The sequence below is a fragment of the Paraburkholderia sp. BR14374 genome (assembly GCF_040948685.1).
Classification (GTDB): domain Bacteria; phylum Pseudomonadota; class Gammaproteobacteria; order Burkholderiales; family Burkholderiaceae; genus Paraburkholderia; species Paraburkholderia youngii.
This window is the reverse complement of sequence record NZ_JBFPKF010000004.1, coordinates 1-21,106: the sequence shown is the minus strand read 5'-3', so window position 1 is coordinate 21,106 and position 21,106 is coordinate 1. Positions and strand designations below refer to the sequence as shown.

21 protein-coding genes and 2 pseudogenes are annotated in these 21,106 nt (G+C 64.1%); 14 read left to right on the top strand and 9 right to left on the bottom strand.

Annotated elements, in window-relative coordinates:
• Nucleotides 1–32: 32 nt before the first annotated feature.
• The 3 genes and pseudogenes from AB3X86_RS10315 to mdlC form a co-directional block, all read right to left on the bottom strand.
• Nucleotides 33–155: pseudogene (locus AB3X86_RS10315) on the bottom strand (aldehyde dehydrogenase family protein); the annotation flags it as partial.
• Nucleotides 98–280 (bottom strand): hypothetical protein, encoded by a 183-nt coding sequence (locus AB3X86_RS10310; protein ID WP_368595881.1) that lies wholly within the window; start codon nucleotides 278–280, stop codon nucleotides 98–100. The gene AB3X86_RS10310 and the pseudogene AB3X86_RS10315, both read right to left, overlap by 58 nt.
• A gap of 37 nt (nucleotides 281–317) precedes the next feature.
• Entirely contained in the window at nucleotides 318–1,961 is a 1,644-nt protein-coding gene (gene mdlC / locus AB3X86_RS10305) for a benzoylformate decarboxylase (protein ID WP_368595880.1), read from the bottom strand.
• Nucleotides 1,962–2,065: 104 nt separating this feature from the next.
• Here mdlC and AB3X86_RS10300 point away from each other — a divergent pair, with 104 nt between their 5' ends.
• The 7 genes and pseudogenes from AB3X86_RS10300 (at nucleotide 2,066) to AB3X86_RS10270 (ending at nucleotide 8,547) form a co-directional block, all read left to right on the top strand.
• Nucleotides 2,066–2,983, top strand: a complete 918-nt coding sequence (locus tag AB3X86_RS10300) for a LysR family transcriptional regulator (RefSeq protein WP_368595879.1) — start codon at nucleotides 2,066–2,068, stop codon at nucleotides 2,981–2,983.
• A gap of 16 nt (nucleotides 2,984–2,999) precedes the next feature.
• Nucleotides 3,000–3,145, top strand: a pseudogene (locus AB3X86_RS10295) (DUF979 domain-containing protein); the annotation flags it as partial.
• Nucleotides 3,146–3,155: 10 nt separating this feature from the next.
• Complete coding sequence (locus AB3X86_RS10290) at nucleotides 3,156–4,166, top strand: DUF2891 domain-containing protein (protein WP_368595878.1); 1,011 nt, start codon at nucleotides 3,156–3,158, stop codon at nucleotides 4,164–4,166.
• A gap of 153 nt (nucleotides 4,167–4,319) precedes the next feature.
• The gene (locus AB3X86_RS10285) at nucleotides 4,320–6,689 is read left to right on the top strand and encodes a DNA polymerase II (RefSeq protein WP_368595877.1); all 2,370 of its coding nucleotides are present in this window, start codon (nucleotides 4,320–4,322) and stop codon (nucleotides 6,687–6,689) included.
• A gap of 407 nt (nucleotides 6,690–7,096) precedes the next feature.
• A complete protein-coding gene (locus tag AB3X86_RS10280) occupies nucleotides 7,097–7,468 on the top strand; it encodes a BON domain-containing protein (RefSeq protein WP_368595876.1) in 372 nt (123 codons plus the stop codon).
• 408 nt (nucleotides 7,469–7,876) lie between these two features.
• Nucleotides 7,877–8,092, top strand: coding sequence for a heavy-metal-associated domain-containing protein (locus AB3X86_RS10275; RefSeq protein WP_176106486.1), 216 nt, complete (start codon nucleotides 7,877–7,879; stop codon nucleotides 8,090–8,092).
• Nucleotides 8,089–8,547 carry a plastocyanin/azurin family copper-binding protein gene (locus AB3X86_RS10270; protein WP_368595875.1) on the top strand — a complete coding sequence of 153 codons (459 nt, stop codon included), beginning with the start codon at nucleotides 8,089–8,091 and terminating at the stop codon, nucleotides 8,545–8,547. The genes AB3X86_RS10275 and AB3X86_RS10270 overlap by 4 nt, the downstream gene beginning before the upstream one ends.
• A gap of 102 nt (nucleotides 8,548–8,649) precedes the next feature.
• Here AB3X86_RS10270 and AB3X86_RS10265 read toward each other — a convergent pair whose 3' ends face one another.
• From AB3X86_RS10265 to AB3X86_RS10250, 4 genes are all read right to left on the bottom strand, one after another.
• The gene (locus AB3X86_RS10265; protein ID WP_368595874.1) at nucleotides 8,650–9,612 is read right to left on the bottom strand and encodes an MFS transporter; all 963 of its coding nucleotides are present in this window, start codon (nucleotides 9,610–9,612) and stop codon (nucleotides 8,650–8,652) included.
• Nucleotides 9,613–9,746: 134 nt separating this feature from the next.
• Nucleotides 9,747–11,702: an aconitase family protein gene (locus AB3X86_RS10260; RefSeq protein ID WP_368595873.1), complete on the bottom strand. Its 1,956-nt coding sequence runs from the start codon at nucleotides 11,700–11,702 to the stop codon at nucleotides 9,747–9,749.
• A 132-nt stretch (nucleotides 11,703–11,834) separates the two neighbouring features.
• On the bottom strand, nucleotides 11,835–12,737 hold the full coding sequence (locus AB3X86_RS10255) for a LysR family transcriptional regulator (protein WP_368595872.1): 903 nt from the start codon (nucleotides 12,735–12,737) through the stop codon (nucleotides 11,835–11,837).
• A gap of 104 nt (nucleotides 12,738–12,841) precedes the next feature.
• Nucleotides 12,842–13,570, bottom strand: a complete 729-nt coding sequence (locus AB3X86_RS10250; protein ID WP_368591243.1) for a 2OG-Fe(II) oxygenase — start codon at nucleotides 13,568–13,570, stop codon at nucleotides 12,842–12,844.
• Nucleotides 13,571–13,783: 213 nt separating this feature from the next.
• Here AB3X86_RS10250 and AB3X86_RS10245 point away from each other — a divergent pair, with 213 nt between their 5' ends.
• Together AB3X86_RS10245 and AB3X86_RS10240 are read left to right on the top strand one after the other, a co-directional pair.
• The gene (locus AB3X86_RS10245; RefSeq protein ID WP_368595871.1) at nucleotides 13,784–14,431 is read left to right on the top strand and encodes a DsbA family oxidoreductase; all 648 of its coding nucleotides are present in this window, start codon (nucleotides 13,784–13,786) and stop codon (nucleotides 14,429–14,431) included.
• A 110-nt stretch (nucleotides 14,432–14,541) separates the two neighbouring features.
• The gene (locus tag AB3X86_RS10240) at nucleotides 14,542–14,943 is read left to right on the top strand and encodes a CPBP family glutamic-type intramembrane protease (protein ID WP_368595870.1); all 402 of its coding nucleotides are present in this window, start codon (nucleotides 14,542–14,544) and stop codon (nucleotides 14,941–14,943) included.
• 52 nt (nucleotides 14,944–14,995) lie between these two features.
• Here AB3X86_RS10240 and AB3X86_RS10235 read toward each other — a convergent pair whose 3' ends face one another.
• Nucleotides 14,996–15,316: a pyrimidine/purine nucleoside phosphorylase gene (locus AB3X86_RS10235; RefSeq protein WP_008917257.1), complete on the bottom strand. Its 321-nt coding sequence runs from the start codon at nucleotides 15,314–15,316 to the stop codon at nucleotides 14,996–14,998.
• Between the two features lie 196 nt (nucleotides 15,317–15,512).
• On the opposite strand from AB3X86_RS10235, the gene AB3X86_RS10230 reads away from it, so the two are divergent.
• Entirely contained in the window at nucleotides 15,513–16,088 is a 576-nt protein-coding gene (locus AB3X86_RS10230; protein ID WP_368595869.1) for a cysteine hydrolase family protein, read from the top strand.
• Between the two features lie 41 nt (nucleotides 16,089–16,129).
• A complete protein-coding gene (locus AB3X86_RS10225; protein ID WP_368595868.1) occupies nucleotides 16,130–16,516 on the top strand; it encodes a BON domain-containing protein in 387 nt (128 codons plus the stop codon).
• 102 nt (nucleotides 16,517–16,618) lie between these two features.
• Here AB3X86_RS10225 and AB3X86_RS10220 read toward each other — a convergent pair whose 3' ends face one another.
• Nucleotides 16,619–17,401: a hypothetical protein gene (locus AB3X86_RS10220; RefSeq protein WP_368595867.1), complete on the bottom strand. Its 783-nt coding sequence runs from the start codon at nucleotides 17,399–17,401 to the stop codon at nucleotides 16,619–16,621.
• A 521-nt stretch (nucleotides 17,402–17,922) separates the two neighbouring features.
• On the opposite strand from AB3X86_RS10220, the gene AB3X86_RS10215 reads away from it, so the two are divergent.
• The 3 genes from AB3X86_RS10215 to AB3X86_RS10205 all read left to right on the top strand — a co-directional run.
• Complete coding sequence (locus AB3X86_RS10215) at nucleotides 17,923–19,044, top strand: L-dopachrome tautomerase-related protein (protein WP_368595866.1); 1,122 nt, start codon at nucleotides 17,923–17,925, stop codon at nucleotides 19,042–19,044.
• A gap of 175 nt (nucleotides 19,045–19,219) precedes the next feature.
• Nucleotides 19,220–20,425 carry a paraquat-inducible protein A gene (locus AB3X86_RS10210; protein ID WP_368595865.1) on the top strand — a complete coding sequence of 402 codons (1,206 nt, stop codon included), beginning with the start codon at nucleotides 19,220–19,222 and terminating at the stop codon, nucleotides 20,423–20,425.
• The coding region (locus tag AB3X86_RS10205) for an MlaD family protein (protein ID WP_368595864.1) at nucleotides 20,422–21,106 on the top strand (685 nt) is incomplete at its 3' end. The genes AB3X86_RS10210 and AB3X86_RS10205, both read left to right, overlap by 4 nt.

Here is a 21,106-nt window from a genome sequence, read left to right as displayed (position 1 = left end):
GGATAGTGACGCGGCGTCGTTTGCAGCGTGATTCAGCGCAGATCGGTGAATTCCGCGATCCCCGCCTTGCCGCCGAAGCGGCCGAAGCCACTCGCCTTCACGCCGCTGAACGGCATCTGCGCTTCGTCGTGCACGGTCGGACCGCGGCGATGGCATCTTCGACGGTCGCGGCCGGCGCGCGCGACGCGACTTCGCCGTCGAGCGGATTGCGGCGCTCGAAGCTCGCGCCGTTGCGCGCCTGTACCTGTTCGCCGCCGATCAGCATCGATACGTTCTTCATCGTAGGACTCCCTTCTTCTCGTGAATCGGAAATGCCGTTACGCGACGATCGCCTCGACGAGCGCTGGACCGCTTTTCCCGTCAGCGTCGGTCAGCGCGCGACGCAACACGCCGGCAAGTTCAGCGGCCTCGCTGACGCGCGCGCCCGGGCAACCCATGCCCGCCGCGATCGTCACGAAGTCGAGCCCCGGCAAATCCGTGCCCTGCACGGTCTCGTTCGGCGCGAAACCGAACACCGGCGCGAAATCCTGCAGCGCCGCGTAGCGCGTGTTGTTCAGAATCACGTACGTGATCGGCAACTGCATCTGCACCGCGCTCCAGATCGCCTGGATCGAGTACATGCTCGAACCGTCGCCGATCAGCGCGATCACGCGCTGCCCCGGCCGCGCCAGCGCGACGCCGACGGCAGCCGGCATGCCGTAGCCGAGGCCGCCGCTGTCCATCGTCATGAAAGTGCCGGGGCGCGCGATCGGCAGATAGGTCTGCATGACGGGCCGCGAGCTCGGCGCTTCCTCGACGACGATGCCATCGGGATCGCGCACTTCGGCGAGTGTCTGCAGCGCGAAGGCGACCGACATCCGCTCGCCTTGCGCCGGCGGCAGCGCACGCGGCGCCGCGGCGCGCGGCGCAGGCAATTCGCGCGCTTTGGGCGCGGCGCGCGCGAGCAGGTCCTGCACACCGAGCCGCAGATTGCCGACCGCTACGATGCCTTGCGGCGTCCATGCCGCGACGCCCGGATCGTCGATCAACTGACACAGCCGCGTGCCCGGCGGCACATGCGGACCACTGCCTTCGACGTGATACGTGAACGCGGGCGCGCCGACCACGAAGATCGCGTCGTGTGCGCCGAGCATCTCGACGATGCGCTCGCGCATCGCCGGCAAAAAGCCCGCGAACAGCCGATGCGTTTCGGGGAAGCTGCAACGCCCGGTCATCGGCGCGACGTAGACGCGCGCGGCGTGCCGCTCCGCGAGCCGGACGACTTCCGCCGCTGCATCCGCGCGATCGACCGCGCCGCCCACCACGAATGCGGGCCGTTCGCACGCGTCTAGCACCGCGCCGATGCGCTCCAGCATCGCCGGATCGGGACGCATGATGTGCGCGACCTCGCGATCGGCCACCCGTTCGGCCGGCTGATCCCAGTCGTCGGCGGGGATCGATACGAACACCGGGCCGCGCGGCTCCTGCATCGCGATCGCGTACGCACGCGCGATCGCGAGCGGCACGTCCTGCGCGCGGGCCGGCTCGATGCTCCATTTCACGTAGGGCTTCGGCAATTCGGTCGCTTGGGTCGCGGCAAGGAACGGGTCGAACGGCAGGATCGAGCGGGCCTGCTGACCCGCGGTGACGACGAGCGGCGTGCGGTTGCGAAACGCGGTGAAGATATTGCCCATCGCGTTGCCAACGCCCGCCGCCGAATGCAGGTTCACGAGCGCCGCGTTGCCGGTCGCCTGTGCGTAACCGTCGGCCATGCCGACCACGACTGCTTCCTGAAGACCGAGCACGTAGCGGAAATCCGCGGGGAAATCGCGGAACATCGGCAGCTCGGTCGAGCCGGGGTTCGCGAAGATGGACGTCATGCCGACGCGGCGCGCAAAGTCGATGACCGCGTCGCGTACGGTCCATTGGGTGCCCTGCTCTTTCGTGTGTGCTGGCTTGTCCTGCGGCGCGCTGCCTGTCATGCGAGGCCTCCTGTGTGATGAGCGCGAAAGATCGACAGGCCATTATCACGGCCGCCCGGGTAACCGAAAATTGCCTAATTCGCTAAAAGGCATTACCTTTTGGCATGACTTACAACCTTCAACAACTGCAGGCATTCGCGGTGATCGTCGAGAGCGGCAGCCTCGGACGCGCGGCCGAAGCGCTGCACATCACCCAGCCGGCGCTGAGCCGGACCATCCGCCGTCTCGAGGAACAGGTCGGTGCGCCGCTGTTCGAGCGGCACTCGCGCGGCATGCATCTGACCGCGGTCGGCGAAGCACTGCTGCCGCACGCGATCCTGTTGCAACGCGAAGCCGAACAGGCGCGCGAGGAAATCGACGCGATGCGCGGCCTTGCGCGCGGCACGATCCGCGTCGGCGCGGTGGGCAGCATCGCGAGCCTGCTGTTGCCGCTCGCGGTCAGCGGCGTGTTGACGAAGTGGCCGAACCTGCGCGTGGAGATCATCGAGGGGGTGTGGGACCGGCTCGCGGATGCACTCGTCAAACGTCAGATCGATCTCGCGCTCAGCATGGCCGTGCCCGATACCGACGAGATCACCGCGATCGCCGACTGCCGCTGGGAAGACGCGAGCTACGTGGTCGCCGCGCTCGATCATCCGCTGCGCCGCAAGTCCGGCCTCACGCTCGCCGACACGCTGGGCGAGCGCTGGGCGATTCCGCCGCGCGGCACCGGGCCGTTCGAGCACATGCAGAGCGTGTTTGCGGAGCGCGGGCTGGGACTGCCGAACGTCGTCGTCGAAACGCGCTCGGTCACGGCGCTGAAGAGTCTGGTTGCGCGTTCGGGCTTTCTGAGCTGGATGGCGTCGACGATGTACGTGACCGAGAGCAAGGCCGGCGTGTTCGATACGCTCGGCGTGCCGGGTGTGGTCGGGCGGCGCACGTTGACCGCGTTCCGGCGGCGCCAGGGCATCCTGCCGAGTCCGGCGGTCAAGCTGCTGGAGCAGTTGCGGCAGTTGACGTCGGAGGGAATCAACACGGGCTGAGCGCTTCCGGCACGCGCCGCCGATCGTGCATCAGTTCAACGGCAACTCGCGATTCTCGGCGCGATCGGCGCGATCGGCGTGATCAAGCCGCAATGGTCGACCGCTTTACTATTGCCGATCGTCAACACCATACTGTTGTACCTGTTCGTATTGCGCTTCTGAGGAGCCGCCGATGACCATCCAGCTCACCCGCGAATTCGCGTCGAAATTCGCCAATGTCGCGCTCGCTCACCTCACGCGCGAATACCCGAGCAAGCTCACGCACTCGCTCGCAGGGCCGCAGGACGTGCAGGGTCCGCGCGCCCTGCATCCGATCTTCTACGGCAGCTACGACTGGCATTCCTGTGTGCACGGCTACTGGTTGATCCTGCATCTGCTCGAACGCTTCCCCGATCTGCCGGAGGCCGCGCGCATCGTCGCCGTGGTCGACGAGCATTTCACCGAGGCGAACGTCGCCGGCGAACTCGCGTATCTGGACCTGCCGCACAACCGCGGCTTCGAGCGGCCGTATGGCTGGGCATGGCTGCTCGCGCTCAGCACGCAGTTGCAGTCGATGAAAATCTCCGAAGCCGCGCGCTGGTCGAAGACGTTCGCGCCGCTCACCGAGACGTTCGTCGAACGTTTCGAGGAGTTCCTGCCGAAAGCGACCTATCCGCTGCGCGTCGGCACGCACTTCAACATGGCGTTCGCACTCGCACTGACACTCGATTTCGCGCGGCACACCTCGCGCGAATCGCTCGAGGCGCTGATCGTCAGCACCGCGGAGCGCTGGTATCTGGACGACGTCGCTTGTCAGGCGTGGGAGCCGGCCGGCGACGAGTTCCTGTCGCCGTCGCTGATGGAAGCGGAGTTGATGCGGCGCGTGTTGCCGTCCGCGCAGTTCGCCGACTGGTTCGGACGATTCCTGCCGGACCTCGGCGCGAAAAAGCCGGCGACGCTGTTCGAACCGGTCACCGTCACCGATCGCAGCGACGGCAAGATTGCGCATCTGGACGGCCTCAATCTGAGCCGCGCGTGGTGCCAGCGTGCGCTCGCGCGTGCGCTGCCCGCCGGCGACGTGCGGCGCACCCTGTTGTTCGATGCGGCCGAGCGTCATCTGCGCTGCGCGCTGCCGCATGTGGCGGGCGACTACATGGGCGAGCACTGGCTCGCCACGTTCGCGACACTCGCGCTCGAAGCCTGAGCGACCGGAACCGAACTAAACCGGCTTTAAAGAAATAAAGCCGTGTTGCTTGGGGCGCTTCAATGCGAAGCGCCCTTTTCTTTGCCCGCTCAAAGTCGTTGCCCGCGGCGGTAAAATCTCGCAAGGCGATTGCGCCGCTTAAAAGGTGGAAGTTTGACTGAGTTCGAGCAGGGTTTCATTTTGACCCGGCATTGGCGGGACACGCCCGCCGGCACGGAAATCGAGTTCTGGCTGGCGACGGACAGCGGGCCGCGCCACATCCGTCTGCGCCCTCAGCCGTCCGTTGCCTTCATTCCGGCCGAACATCGCGAACGCGCCGAAACGATCCTGCGCCGCGACGCGCCGCTCGATCTGCGTCCGCTCGAATTGCACGACTTCCAGCATCGGCCGGTCAGCGGGCTTTACTGTGCGCACTACCGGCAATTGAAGGGCTTCGAAAAGCGCTTGCGAGAAGGCGGCGTCGATGTCTACGAGGCCGATATCCAGCCGCCCGAGCGCTACATGATGGAGCGCTTCATCACCGCGCCGGTGTGGTTCAGCGGCGTGCCGCAGAACCAGGGCCCCTGGCTCGATGGCGAGCTCAAACCGGCCAACGGATATCGTCCACCGTTGAAGCTCGTATCGCTCGACATCGAAACGAGCGCGCATGCCGAGCTTTATTCGATCGCGCTCGAAGGCTGCGGCGAGCGGCAGGTGTATATGCTTGGGCCGCCGAATGGCAACCCCGCCGACGCCCTCGACTTCAAGCTCGAATACTGCGAAACCCGCGCGCAACTGCTCGAAAAACTGATCGATTGGATGGAGCGGCACGATCCCGATGCGATCATCGGCTGGAACCTGGTGCAGTTCGATCTGAAGGTGCTGCAACAGCATGCCGAGCAGTATCGCGTGCCGCTGCGCATCGGCCGCGGCGGCGCGGTGATGGAGTGGCGCGAACATGGCGTGACACGCAATCATTTTTTCGCGGGTGTGGCGGGTCGTTGGGTCATCGACGGTATCGAGGCATTGCGGTCGGCGACGTGGAGCTTTCCATCGTTCAGCCTCGAATATGTGTCGCGTTCGGTGCTGGGCGAAGGCAAGGCGATCGACAATCCGTATCAGCGCATGGACGAAATCCAGCGCCGCTTCGACGAAGACAAGCCCGCGCTCGCGCGCTACAACCTGAAGGACTGCGAGCTCGTCACGCGCGTCTTCGCGAAGACCGAGCTGCTGCCGTTCCTGCTCGAACGCGCAACCGTGACCGGCCTGCCCGCCGATCGCAGCGGCGGCTCGGTCGCGGCATTCACGCATCTGTACATGCCGCGCATGCATCGGCAGGGCTATGTCGCGCCGAATCTCGGCGACGTGGCCGGCGCCGCGAGCCCCGGCGGCTTCGTGATGGACTCGCGGCCCGGCCTCTACGACTCGGTGCTCGTGCTCGACTACAAGAGCCTGTACCCGTCGATCATTCGCACGTTTCTGATCGACCCGCTCGGCCTCGTCGAAGGCATGCTGCATCCCGACGACGCGCACTCGGTGCCGGGCTTTCTCGGCGCGCGCTTCTCACGCACGCGCCACTGCCTGCCGTCGATCGTCGCGCAGGTCTGGCAGGCACGCGAAGCGCACAAGCGCGAGCACAACAAGCCGCTGTCGCAGGCGCTGAAGATCATCATGAACGCGTTCTACGGCGTGCTCGGCTCGACCGGCTGCCGCTTCTTCGATCCGCGGCTGGCGTCGTCGATCACGATGCGCGGCCACGAGATCATGCATACGACGCGCGAGCTGATCGAGGCGCAAGGCTACGAAGTGATTTATGGCGACACCGACTCGACCTTCGTCTGGCTCAGGCACGCGCACGACGAGGAAGACGCCGCGCGCATCGGCCGCGCGCTCGTCGAACATATCAACGCGGCGTGGCGGCAGAAGCTGCAGGCGCGCTTCGGTATCGACAGTGCGTTGGAACTGCAATTCGAGCGGCACTACCGGCGCTTTTTCATGCCGACGGTGCGCGGTGCCGAGGAAGGCAGCAAGAAACGCTACGCAGGCCTTACGGTATTGCCTGACGGGCGCGAGGACGTGGTCTACAAAGGTCTCGAAACCGTGCGCACCGATTGGACGCCGCTTGCGCAGCAGTTTCAGCAGGAGCTGTATCGGCGCATCTTCAAGCAGCAGCCGTATCAGGATTACGTGCGCGACTATGTGCGCGATACGCTCGCGGGCCGGCTCGACGATCAGCTGGTTTATCGCAAGCAGCTGCGCAGACCGATCGACGCCTACGAGCGCAACGTGCCGCCTCATGTGCGCGCGGCACGCGTCGCCGATGAGTTCAATCGCCAGCAGGGACGTCCGCTGCAATATCAGAACGGCGGCTGGATCAGCTACGTGATTACGGTGGCCGGCCCCGAGCCGCTCGAAACACTGCGCTCGGCGATCGACTACGAGCACTATGTGACGCGGCAATTACAGCCGGTCGCCGACGCGATTCTGCCGTTGCTGCGCGACGATTTCACGACGCTGATGTCGGGCCAGAAACAGTTGTTCTGATCGTGGCGGCGAGCGTGCGGCCGCGACCATGGACGAATTGCCTACTTCACCACGCACGGCGGTTCAGCCTCTCCATCGAAGGGCGCTTTTATGCCGGAGTTGTGACCGTGCCGCCACATCGGGGATGGCTAAATATGTCAATTAGGCATAGGTAATCCATGATTAAAGGCGGAAAAAAACTAATCCTTGGTTTTGATTTGCAATCCTATCCGCGGAATTGCGCCATCATAATTCGAAGTATTCCAAATCGTCGCTTGTCCGTGCAATTGACTGGATTTGCATTGTCTCTTGACCTAACCCTTTATTGTCCTATAGTGCCATTTGATCCGCCCCGGAAACATTGCGGGGACGCTGTGCGATATACCTGAGTCTGTAGCCCAACGATCTGCAACGACAGGAGAAGATGCATGAAAGCAATCCAAGCCGTCAGACTGGTCAGTACCGCCCTTCTGATTTCGGGTTCGATTCACGCCTATGCGCAGGCGAGCAACGCTAACGCCCCCGAGTCTGCACCGACCACGACGCCTGAAGCCCGATCGCATTACAAGTCGATGAAAGCAGCGAACCGGGCGCTACAACGTCAGGTTCGAAATGCGCTGGTGAGAGACAGGAGCATCTCGACGGCCAATATTACGGTTCGCGCCCGCGATGGTGCTGTCACGCTGCAGGGCAGCGTACCGCTCCAGGCACAGAGCGACCGGGCAACCGAGGTGGCGAAAGGGGTACCCGGCGTGACTTCGGTCAGGAACGCGCTGTCGATCCGTCCGGTCGGGACCTGAAGCGGCGCTGGACCGCACCTTGCAGGAAGACCGACGGTCTGACTGCGCATTCCATCGATCGTATAAGCCATGTCGATATCTGCTCGATTTCGAGCCCTTTCGTCTTCAGCCCCCGTCAATACAATCGGCAACATCGCGATCAGCATCGCGCCGGACCTTACTGTGTTGCGGCGCAACAAGCCTTGTCTTTGGCAGGCGAAGCCTTCAATTGCGTTGTAGTGGTCAAAGTCGCATGGCCATTATCGTGCTGGTGCCCGGCATGGCCTTCAGGCGCAGAAGTATCCGGATTCCTGTGGCGATCATCGGAACATTGGTTGGAGTCCGCGTCCTTACTGCCCCGTCGTGTCGCTTGACCTTCCAACGATGGCAATGTGTAAGCTCAGAACTCCTTTTCAACAGGAGTTCTCCATGCAGTTCCACCTCGATAACATGACCTGCGGCGGTTGTGCACGCGCCGTGAGCCGCGCGATTCAGTCGATCGATCCGAGCGCGATCATCACGGCGGATCCGCCAACCCGGCTCGTGCATGTCCAAACTTCCGCGCCGCAAGAACAGATCGGTTCTGCGCTGCGCGAGGCGGGCTTCCCTCCGCGTGCGGGCAAGCCGGAAAGGGGGATTCGATGATGTTCAAGTCAATGCTTGCTGCTGCCGGTCTGTTGCTTGCCCTGGTGACTTCCACTGCGCTGGCCCACGGAAATGATGAAGCCTTATCCGTCGGCAAACCTGGCCACGCGAAGGACGCTACGCGCACGATCACCGTCACGATGCTCGACTCCATGCGCTTCGAGCCGCCGACGATCGCTGTGAAGAAAGACGAGACGATCCGCTTCGTTGTCAAGAACGCCGGCAACGTACGTCACGAGATGACGCTGGGCTCGAAACAGGAACTGAAGGAGCACGCCGACATGATGCATGCGATGCCAGACATGATGGATCACGACGCCAACAGCGTGACGGTCGAACCCGGGCAAACCGGTGATCTGACGAGGCGATTTTCCCACGCTGGCGTCTTCGATTTTGCCTGCCTGCAACCCGGGCATTTCGAGGCGGGGATGAAGGGGACGGTCACCGTCAAGTGACGCAACCAGCGGAAAGAGCGTCGTCTGAAAAGCGGACGTATCCGGTGCGGTCGCTCGGCTATGCCGCTGAGCGACCCTGCGCTGAGAGATGTTCTTGCCCCTCTATCTCGAGATTTTTTCCAGCTCAAGCCCTTTTGTACGCGGTCCCATCAAACCGATCGCCAGCATCACGATCAGCATCGCACCCGCGATGAACACGAACACGCCGGTCGTCCCGAAGTAGCGCAACACGGCCGCGATCAGAAAGGCCGTGAAAATCGCGGAAAAACGGCTCCACGAGTAGACGAAGCCGACCGCGTGCGCCCGGATGCTGGTCGGAAACAGTTCCGTCTGATACGCGTGATAACTGTACGAAATGATGTTGCCGGCCAGTGTCAGGCACACCCCCAAGCTCACCAGCAGCACCGCACCCGATGCCTGACTGAACCACAACCCGCACACGATATTGGCGCCGGCCATCACGACGATCACCGTCTTGCGCTCGAAGCGATCGCCGATAAAGAGCCCCATGATCGGACCGATCGGCGCAGCCAACGCGATCACGCTCGAATACATCAGGCTCGTCGTGATCGTGATGCCCTGCTTGATCAGCAGCGTCGGCACCCAGTTCGCGAAGCCATAGAAACCGACCGTCTGGAAGACATTGAAGATCGTCAACACCGCGCGCCGCCCGAAGCGATCCGCGAGGAAACCGCACGCGATCGTGCCGATAAAGAGGCCGCTAAACAGCGCGGCGATGAAACTCGCGACGCCGGTCGAGCCGAACAGGCCGCGCGTGGTCGCGCTCAGCAGGCCGCTTTTCACGAGGCCCGGCGCGACATAGCCGGAGTACAGCAGATCGTAGAGTTCGAAGAAGAAGCCAAGGCTCAGCAGCACCACGAGCTTCCAGATGGAGCGCGTGGCGGGCAAGCGGTCGAGGCGCGCCGAAATACTGCCGGCGTCGAGCGCTGCATGGCCCGCCGCCTGAGCGGCGGTGCTGCGGGCGGCGCTGCGGGCCGCGTCGGTGGGATGCGCCGCGTTGCCGCCGCTGCGCGCGACGGACCCCGCGTGATCGGGGGATGCCATGTTGTCTGTCTCCTTCTGTTGCGACTGCTTTTGCGGCAACGCTGATCGCTCGCCGCGGCCGGTCCGATGCCGGCCTTGCGTTTGGTCGCGCATCGCACGCGCCACGATGCCCCGGCCGGAGTTCGGCCAGCATTCTAGCCGTGCGCGTGCTGCAATTGTTCGAACGTGGTGATTTTCCCGGCCAGCGCGCTCGCCGCGACCGTATACGGGCTCGCGAGCCACACGTCGCCCGGCCCCGAACGGCCGGGGAAATTACGGTTGATCGCGCTGATCGTCACGTCGTCCGGCTTGGCCGATTGTCCCGGTCCGCAGTTCGCACACGAGCCGCAGCCAGGCATCACGAGCGTCACGCCCGCGCGCTCGAACACCGGCAGATAGCCCTGCTCCTCGCAATACGCGCGCACCGCCATCGTGCCGAATTGCAGATACAGACGCGTGCGCTCGGACACGCGCAGGCCGTGGTCGACGCCCCAGCGCAGCACCTCGTGATAGAAATCGAAGTCCTCGCGCTTGCCCGCGGTGCACGAGCCGCCGTACGCAATATCGATCGCGACGTCCTGTTCGAGCCGCGGCGCCGGCACGCCGTTGCCGGGGTCGCCCGGCCGCGCGAGCATCGATTCGATCGCGTTCGCATCGATATGGATCGTGTCGCGATAGGTCGCGCCGGCATCGCTTTTCATCCAGTCTTCCATCACGAAATCGATGCCGCGCCGCTCCTTCAGGAACGCGGCCGTGCGCTCGTCCGGCTCGACGATGCCGGTGAAGCCGCCGAGCTCCGCGACCATGTTGGTCAGCGTCGCGCGTTCGTCGATCGACATCGCGCGCACCGCCGCGCCGCCGTATTCGAATACGAGGCCGATCGCGCCGCCCGAGCGGATCGCGTCCATCCGCAGCAGATGCAGCACGACGTCCTTCGCGGTCACGCCGTCGCGCAAGCGGCCGTCGATTTCGATGCGCAGCGTCTCCGGCACCTTGCAGCGCACGTAGCCGGTGACCCAGCTATTGGCGATATCGGTCGCGCCCGCGCCGAACGCGAGGCAGCCGAGCGCGCCCGAATGCGGCGTATGCGAATCGGTGCCGCACGCAACCTGCCCCGGCAACGCGTACTGCTCGGCCATCAACGCATGACAGATGCCCTCGGAGCCGGGCACGCCATCGAGCGCGCCGTGCGAGCGCACCGGGTAGTCGCGCGAAAACGATGTGTGGCCTTCCATCAGATTCGCGACGCCCGGCAGCAGACCGTCGCGCACGTGCGGGATGCTCTGCGGCGCGAGCACCAGATGATCCTGGAACGCGATGATGTGATCGGGCGCATGCAGCGGCGCGGGCTTGCCGAACGCGCGATGCATCAGATGCGCGCACATGCCGGTGAAATAGTCGTGGCTGAAGCGCCAGTCGGCGGCGATGAACACGCCGTCGCCGCGCTGCGCGCTGGCGGTGCCGGGGTGCAGATGACGGTCGATGATTTTCTCGACCAGCGTTTTCGGCTCGGCGCACGGCGCGTCGTTCGGGGCAGCGCTCGCACGCTCTCCCGGCGCGGGCCAGTCCGCGAACTTGCTATATGCGAGCAAGCCGCCGCTGCGGATGATTTGCTGGGTGAGCGCGTCGCGGCCCTTCAGGAATTCGTCGATCGGCACCGCTTCGCCCGCGAGCAGGCGATCCAGCACGGAAAAATCCGTCGTGGTCAGAATGCCGATGTTGTCGCAGTTCTGCTGATAGATACGCTCGAAGCTCTCCGCAACGATCAGCCGGATGCCCGCCGACAACTCCGCGAGCGGGCTCGATTCGCGCGACGAGCCCTTGCCGTAGCGCTTGCCCGCCACGGTCACGCGAAAGCCGCCGTCCTTCACCGCGTTGCGGCCGATCGGCAGACGTTCGCCCGCCTTGAAGCCGACGTACGGGTACCGGCCAAGGCGCTCGTCATAGGTGAGCATCACGGTGACGGGCGTGATCTCGTCGGTCGACACGTTGTCGCGCAACGGCCCCGCCGTCTCGCGCGTGAAGTTTTCGCCGGCCAGTTGCGCCTCGATCACGGCCGGGTCTTGCGACAGGTACAGCACGCGGCCGTCCAAACGAATCGTATCGCTCATCGCTGCATTCTCCTTGCGCCCACTATACGGCGCGCAAGGCCGATGCCGAAGTGCCGGTGCGGCAACGCTGCCGTCTCGTTTCGCGAATGCTCGACTGTGGAGCCGCGGCGCGGCGTGCGTGCGAGGGATTGTCTAAGGCTGATTGCCGAGGAACGACACCAGCGCGGCCGCGCTCGCGCTCAACTGCTCGCGCGCCTTGAAGATGATGATCAGATGACGCTCCGCCCACGCATCGGCAAGCGGCAGCAGCCGCACGTCGAGCGTGTTCACGTAGAGCAGCCCGACTGGCTCGGGCACGATCGCGATGCCGAGCCCCGCATGCACCATCCGGCACAGCGCATCGAGACTGCTCACGCGCATCCGCACGTCGAGCTGCCGCCCCGCGCTCGCCGCCTGCTGCGCGAGCAGGCGCGTGAGCGCGCTTTCGCTGCGCAAGCCGACGAAGCTGTCGTGCAACAGATCGTCGAAGCTCACCCGTGCGGCGCTAGCGAGCCGATGCCCGCCCGGCACGAGCACCGCGAGCCGGTCCTGCCGGTACGGCACCTGCTCGAACGCCTCGCTGCCCGCGACCGGATTGCAGATGCCGAAGTCCGCGCCATGTTCGTCGACGATACGCAGCACGTCCGCGCTGTTTTCTTCTTCGAGTTCGATCGATACATCCGGGAACGCGCGGCCGAACGCGGCGACGTCTTCGGGCAGAAACTGCACGATCGACGACAGATTCGCGACCACCCTCACGCGCCCTTTGACGCCCGTCGAAAAGCGCGACAACTCCGCGCTCATCTGCTCGATATTGCCGATGATCGCGAGCGCGTAGCGCAGCACGGTCTCGCCGACCGGCGTCACGGTAATGCCGCGCGACTGCCGCTGAATCACCGGCACGCCGATCATCGCCTCGATCTCGGCGATGCGCCGGCTCACCGCCGACGACGCGATGAACTCGCGCTCCGCCGCGCGCGCGATATTGCGCTCCTGGCAAACGGCGACGAACAGACGCAGCGAAGTGAGATCGAGTTTCTTGAGCAGGTTTTCCATGGGACGAGGTGACGGGTCTTACGACAATGGCGGCGGATCGCTGCAATCGTGGACCTTATCGTCTCACGGCGCGCAGTGTTGCGCTATTACGCCGGCCTCGATCCTCACAGCGCATCATGAAAGATGATGCCGACCGTATGCCGATGCCCCGAACGCAGGCGGCTCACGCCATGCCGCAGATTCACGCGATACGGCCCGCGCGTGCCCTGCACCGGCCGGCTGTTCACTGTGAACACGACCGCGTCGCCCTTCGCGAGCGGCACGACTTCGGCGCGCGACTGCATGCGCGGACGCTGCTCGGTCATCACGAACTCGCCGCCCGTGAAGTCGCGCCCCGGCTCCGACAGCAGCACCGCGACCTGCAGCGGGAACACGTGTTCGCCGTACAAATCCTGATGCAGGCAGTTGTAATCGCCCTCGCCGTATTGCAGGATCAGCGGCGTCGGACGCACCTGGCCGGCGTCATGGCAGCGTCGAATGAATTCCGCGTGCTTCGGCGGATAGCGCACGTCGATGCCCATCGCCCTATTCCAGCGGTTCGCGACCGGCACGAGGTGCGGATACAGCGCACCGCGCAAGCCGTCGACGAGCGGCGGCAGCGGATATGCGAAGTACTTGTATTCGCCGCGGCCGAAGCCGTGGCGCGCCATTACGATGCGGCTGCGAAACAGCGCATCGCGTGGATAAAGCGCGCTCAGCGCGTCGCATTCGCGCGGCGTCAACAGTTGCGGCACGGCGGCGCAGCCGTACTGATCCAGGTCGTGTTCGATCCGCGGCCAGTCGAGGGCGTCGACGCGTTGGTCGATCGTTTGGGTAGGAGCGATTGCGTTCATCGTCGATGAGTGCGCGGCGGGGCTCGTTACCCGCGCCGTGAAAGTAGATAGCTCGATGAGCTTAGTGTACGAGCGTGGCGGCGGGAAAACACTCCGGGTCTTGCGGTCAAATTCGGCAGCACTGCACGGGCGCACGATTCACGCTACGCTGTCGGTATAGTTGCAGCCGCATTCGCACGGCCGCAACCCGATTCATTATCTCCAGGGACAACCATGAAACAGCAGCTCACCATCGATTTTGTTTCCGACATCGCCTGCCCCTGGTGCGCGATCGGCCTGTCGTCGCTGCAACTCGCGCTCGCGCGGCTTCAGGACAAGATCGATGCGCGCATCGTCGTGCATCCGTTCGAACTGAATCCGCAGATGGGACCGGACGGCGAAGACATCGTCGAGTATCTCGGCAAGAAATACGGCCGCACGGCCGCGCAGATCGCCGAAACGCAAGCGATGATCCGCGAACGCGGCGCGAGCGTCGGCTTCGATTTCGGTCCGCGCACCCGTACCTACAACACGTTCGATGCGCACCGCCTGCTGCATTGGGCCGGCCTGAAGGGCCAACAGTTACCGCTGAAGCTCGCGCTATTGCGCGCGTATCACGCCGACGGCAAGAATCCGAGCAATCATGACGTGTTGGTCGAGGCTGCACAGTCGGTCGGACTCGACGCCAGTGAAGCGCGCGAAGTGCTGACGAGCGGCGCGTATGCCACTGAAGTTCGCGAAGCGGAAAAGAACAATCAGGAAATGGGCATTCAATCGGTGCCGTCGATCATTTTCAACCGCCGCTATCTGGTGACGGGCGGCCAACCGGTCGAGCAATTCGTGCAGGTGATCGAGGAGATTCTGGCAAAAGAGCCGGCCTGAGATCCTGCCAATTGCGAATGGAGCCCACATTGCACGCGCTGACGGTTTCAACAAAAAGGAGCTGGAACGAGGTGCCCCGATGGGGGCTGATAATCGGCGGCGCGGCAATCATGTTTTTCGGGCAGATCGCGCTGATATTCGCTCAATACGCGCTGTGGGGCGCGCCGGCGCCGCATACAATCCCGCTCGCCGATAAGCCGATCGTGGTTCAGGTGTTCTTTATCGTCATCCTGATGCCGTTGCCGGAGACGATCGTCGGACAATGGCTGCCCATTCGGCTCATTAACGGCATTTTTCGTTTGTCGTGGCGGATTGCCGCGGTGGGGTCGATCGCGTTGTTCACGCTGATGCACGGTTACGTCGATCGTGCGGTCGCGTCGATTCTATTGGGTGCGGTGGTGCTGGCGACGGTGTTCATCGTCGAAGCGAAGCGTAAGGGACGGCCCGTTCTGAGCACCTGGCTCACGCATGCACTCGCGAATGCTTGCGTGTTGTCGCTTCAACACATTTGAGCAGGGATGGCTCGGGCCCATTGCCCAAGCCGTCACGCGCGCCTAAAACCGTTTACAGATAGCTGCAAACGTAGTCGAGCGTTTCGACCACATCGATATCGAAGCGGCTCTTGCCCGGCACCGAGAACGATTCGCCCGCGCCATAGGTCTTCCACTCGTCGCTGCCGTCGAGACGGATACGGCACTTGCCCGCCTGCACTTCCATCAGTTCCGGCGCGTCGGTGCCGAAGTTCAGCGTGCCGGGCAGGATCACGCCGAGCGTCTTGCGCGTGCCGTCGGCGAACAGCACGGTGTGCGACACGCACTTGCCGTCGAAGTACACATTGGCTCGTTTGACAACAGAAACCTGGTCGAATTGCGTTGCAGCCGTCATGGCGGTCTTCCTCTGGGTCATCGTGAATGGATGCGTTGCGGCCGGCTGGGCGCGGCAGACGGCGCGCGGTCCGCGCAAGCCGCACGCGCGGGGCTCCGGTCCGGGCGCGAGCCCGCCATCATACAGGCTATTGATGGCGCCAATACGGTAAAGTCTGCCAGAAGCATATCGACACCTACACAGACTCATTCGACCCATGCGCTCTTCCGCTCCTTCCGCCGGCGCCGTACTGTTGCTGATCGATCTGCAACGCGCGATCGATCATCCGAGTTGGGGCGAACGCAACAACCCCGCAGCCGAGAAGCAGGTGAGCCGCCTGCTCGCGCATTGGCGCAGCCGGAGTTGGCCGGTGTGGCATGTGCGACACGACTCGACGGAGCCTGGGTCGCACTATCGGCCGGGTCAGCCGGGACACGAATTCAAGGCGTCGAACCTGCCGTTGCCCGGCGAGCCGGTGATCGCGAAACGCACCAATAACGCGTTCATCGGCACCGGATTGGAAGACCGCCTGCGCGCCGCCGGCCACACGACCCTGGTCGTGGCGGGTGTCATCACCAACAACTCGGTCGAGGCCACGGTGCGGATGGCCGGCAATCTCGGCTTCGATACCTATCTCGTGGCCGACGGCTGTTTCACTTTTGCACGGGCCGACTGGAACGGAACGCTGCGCAGTGCCGACGACGTCCATGCGATGTCGCTGGCGAATCTCGATCAAGAGTACTGCACGGTCGTCACCACGGACGCGCTATTGGACAACCGGCAACCGCATTAGTCGGAACCCATATACGGCCAATTTCCGGTACAGGAGGAGATGTGAGTAAAGTCAGCGTGAACAGCATAATGGGCGCAATTGCCGCGGCAGCGATTGCGATCGGCACTGCGACCTGTGCGAATGCACAAACTGGTGGCGGCATGCCGGACGATGCTTCCGCGCAAAGCCAAACCATCGCAGCGTCGCCGGCTCGCAACAGGCCCGATAGCGAACTCGCGCGCGACGTGCGGCGCGCTCTCGCACGCACACCGAACCTGCATGCGACGGCGATTCACGTGCAGGCGCGCCGCGGTATCGTGACGCTGACTGGTTGGGTGCCGCAGCGCGCCCAGGTGCAACGCGCGGGCAGTGTCGCGAGATCGGTGCGCGGAGTCCGGCAGGTGATTAACCATCTGAATGTGCGCACCCGAGGAGCCAGCGGTCACTAGCACAAAGCGAATAAAAGAAAGTACTCAGCCCGGCACGAATGCGCCGGGCTGAGTACCTTGTATCGACCATTCAATCGATGCGCGAGAATTCGCCGCAATACCTCAGCGCCACATACGATAGCCATACACCGGCGGCGCGCGATACGCATAAACGCGCGGCTGCGCCCAATAGACCGGCGGATGATAAACCTGATAAGCGACAGGCGCGACCGGTTGAATCACCGTTTCCACGACCTGCGGCATTTCTTCGTATTGTGCCTGCGGATAAACCGGCACGTACTGCACGGGTGGCTGCGGATAGTCCTGCCGCACATACACCGGCGGGTTGTCGTAGACCGGTTGCATCTGCGCGTAGGCCGGCGCCTGCTGGTATTGCATTGGCGGCGGCGCGTATTGCGGCTGCTGGTAGACCTGCTGATATTGCTGTTGCGGCGGCGGCGGTTGCGGCACCTGACGCTGCGCGTACTGGACCGGCTGCGGCTTCTGAGGCTGCGGCGGAATGCTCGTGTACTTCGAGTTGTCGTCTTCGGGGACGCCCGGGGGCAGCGGCGGCACGTCGACCCGCGCGACGTCGGTCTTCGCGGGTTGCCGCTGACCATGATTGTGCGAATCGATCATTGCCTCGTAGTCGGCCTGATCCTGCTTGCCGCGATTGATATAACCGTTGCGATATGCGCGGGCCACGTCAGACATCTTCGCATTCGGATCTTCTTTCATGCCGTCCGCATTGACCTTGTACTCGTTCGGACTGAGCGAGCCGGCCGGCACCGCGTCGTCGGACGCATACGCCGCTTCGGGTCCGTCGGCCCACGCTGGATAACACTGCAGCGTTAGCACCGAAGCGACCGTCGTCACCCCGAGCCCCCAAAGCGCACTTGTTCTCATGATCCACCTCGCGGCCGATTAAGAGTGTATTGAAAGCCGAATTTCTTACTTGCAGGCGTGGCTATTTCTCTGCGCGTGCAATTGTTATTTTCTAGCACATTCCTTTGACGCCGGCATTATTTTTTCTTTGCAAATGAGCGGTGTAGCGCACCACTGACACGGCGGGTCCCAATGCGAGGCAGGACAAACCCTGAGAGTCAAAGTTGCCGAAATGGACTGCCTGCTACGGCGACTCCGCATGCTGCCGCGAAGCAATGCTTTTTGCCATGAATCACGTGGCACCTACACGGCCTTTTAACGCGCCAGCCCGCATCGAGCACTGCGCGACAACTCGGCTTTCCCTATTGCGCGACCTGCCGTTCTCTGCTCGCGCGAAACTCAAACAATATGCATAAAGAACGATCCGCAAATTCAAGTTGAATACCTTCCGAAAGATTCACGGATTACGATCTACTTTATCGTTGCACGCGGCATTCGCTTTGCTGAGTACGGACATTTCCACTCTGCCCCGGAGGCAGCCCATGAAAGACTCCGTCACGCCACCCGCCGCGGATCGGGTTCCGCTGACCGCCGCGCCTGCATCGAACACCGGTGACGAGGGCTCGCGGCCGCATCTGCGCGAGATTGCGTCGTTCGGGCATCAGGTGACCGGGGTGGCCGTCGCCGCGGACGGACGCATCTTCGTCAACTTCCCGCGCTGGACAGAAGACGCGCCGATCTCCGTCGGCGTACTCACGCCCGATGGCGACGTTCGTCCTTACCCCGACGATCGCTGGAACGGCTGGCGCAACGCCAGGCGTGACGAGTTGAACTCGCAGGATCGCTGGGTCTGCGTGCAGGCAATGCTGTGCGATTCGCAAAACAACCTGTGGGTACTCGACCCCGGCGCGCCGGCCCAGTCCTTTGTCGTGCCGGGCGCCCCCAAACTGGTCCGCATCGATCTTGCGACAGATAGCGTCGTCGGCTGCATCGCGTTCACGCCCGATATCGCGCCGCAGGGCAGTTATCTTAATGATGTGCGCATCAGTCCCGACGGCCGGTTCGCCTACATCACGGACTCCGGAACACGCGGCGCGATCGTGGTGGTCGATCTCGGCACCGGTCAAGCGCGCCGCGTGCTCGACGGGCATCCATCGACGCAAATGGACCCGAGCGTCACCGTGCATGCAGGCGGCGCACCATTGCGGCGTCCCGATGGACGCGGCGTCGAATTTTCGGCCGACGGCATCGCGCTGACTCGCGATGGACTCTATCTGTACTGGCAGGCCTTGAAGGGCAAAACGCTTTACCGCGTCCCCACCGAAGCGCTTCGCGATACCGCGCTCGCGGCCGACGATGTCGGCAATCGCGTCGAGAAGGTGCTCGAGCATCGCCCCGCCGACGGGCTGCATATCGACCGCGCGGGACGCCTGCTGATTACCGCGGTGGAGGAACACGCGGTGAAGGTATGGGACGGCGCGACCTTGACGACGCTGCTGCACGAGCGCGGCCTGCGCTGGCCGGATACGTTCGCCGAAGGGCCGGACGGCACGATCTACCTGACCGATTCGCGCATTCCCGAGATGAACTGGTTCAAGCCGGGCCATCCGGACGCACTGCCTTCGAGGCTGCTGATCATTGCGGACGCCGCTCCCTCAGCTTAGCCGGACGCCAAACCGGGCACGCGCAATGCTAGTGGAGGAAATGGAGCTGGCGCGTGCCAGCGCGCCTGCCGTGCATTCACGCGCCAACTGGCGCCGGGGGTCGAGGGATGATCGGCGAAACCTCATTCGCAATACACTGCCCGCGTGAAAGCGGACAGCCGATGGAGAACGTCGCATGACGATCGGCTGCCCCGAATGCGGCGCGCTCGAAGACATCCCGCCGCTCGCCGCAGATACCTACGCGCGTTGCCGCGCCTGTCACTTTCCGCTCGAGCGGCGTAACGGCCGAAGCCAGGCCGCGGCGCTCGCCTGCGCGAGCGCAACCTTCGTGCTGCTGTTTCCGGCCAATCTCGCGCCGCTGATGTACGTGCACATGCTCGGCGTCGAGCACTCGTCAGTGCTGTCGTCGGGCATCGTGCAGATGTGGAACGACGGCTGGTTCATTCTCGCGGTACTGCTCGGCACCTTCGGCATCGTGCTGCCATTCGTACGCTTTGGCGGCCTCGTGGCCGCCCTCGTCGCGCTACAACTCGGCTGGCGTACCAGGGCAATCGGCGCGCTGTTTCGCTGGACCACCTCGCTCGATATCTGGGCCATGCCCGACGTCTATCTGGTCGGCTGCTTCGTCGGCTACGCGCGGGTGACGCAGAATCTGACCGGCACGATCGCCCCAGGCGGCTACTGTTTCATCGCCGCGGCCCTATTGTCGATGCTCACGCGCGCGGCGCTCGATCGAAGAACCGTGTGGCGCGCGATTGCCACGGACAACGAGTTGCCGGAACACGAAGCGCCGCTGTCCTGCACGGTTTGCGATCTGGTCGTGCCGATGTCGCAGGAGGGGCGTCCCTGCCCTCGTTGCGCGCTGACGTTGCGCGCTCGCAAAACCGACGCCGTCGTGCGCGCGGCTGCGCTGTCGCTCGCCGCGCTCGTACTGACGATCCCGGCCAACGTCTTTCCGATGACCAGTTCGACGCAACTCGGACACATCGAGTCAACCAGGGTCATCGACGGCGTCTACCAGCTGTTCCACGTGGGCCTGTGGCCGCTCGGCATCCTGATCATCTGCACGAGCATCGTCATTCCGGTGGCGAAGATCGTCGGCATGGGCTGGTTCATTGTCTCCGTGCGGCGCCGTTCGCGCCGGCATCTGCGGGTCAAGGCGCATCTGTATCGCCTGATCGACGAACTCGGACGTTGGTCGTTCGTCGACGTGTTCACGATCGCCGCGTTCGTGCCGCTGATCCAGTTCGACGGCATCGCGTCGGCCAGACCGGCCATCGGCGCCACCGCGTTCGCGCTGGTCGTGTTCCTGACGATGGCCGCTTCGCGCGCATTCGACCCGCGTCTGATGTGGGACGTCCACCCGCGGAGCAAGCGATGAGCGGCACGCGTCCCCGTCGTTCGCAAGCCCAAGTGCGGCGCAGCCCGTGGCCCGGCTGGATCTGGGCGGTGCCGATCGCAGCCTTCGCGATGGCCGGATGGCTCGGCGTTCGCGCGCTGACGCATCAGGACGAGACGGTCACGGTCACCTTCGACAACGCATACGGCATGAAACCCGACGATACGATCGTCACGCTGCGCGGCGTGAAGGTCGGCGCCGTCTCGGAGATCACGCTCGCGCCCGATGGCCAGCACGTGCAAGCCGAGCTCAAGATAGATCGCGCCGAAAAAAAGTATCTGCGCAGCGAGACAAAGTTTTTTCTGCGCGGAGCCCACGTGGACCTCAACGACCCAGCGTCGCTCAAGGGCGTGCTGTCCGGCCCCGAGATCGTGATGGAGCCCGGACCCGGCAAACCGGCGTCGCGGTTCGACGGAGTCGATCGCCGCCCAGCGCTCGCACCGGGACACGGCCCGGTCGTCACTTATCTGGTGCGCTTCGACGGTGCGGTGGGCGACCTGAAGAGTGGTGCCGACGTGCAATTGCGCGGCTTCGACGTGGGCACCGTCACCAGCGTGCGCCTGAACTACGACGCACGCACGGGCGCGCTGAGCACCCCGGTGCAGATCGCGCTGAACCCGGCGCAGCTCGGCATCGTCGGGGCGCCGCGTCGAGCCCCTGGAA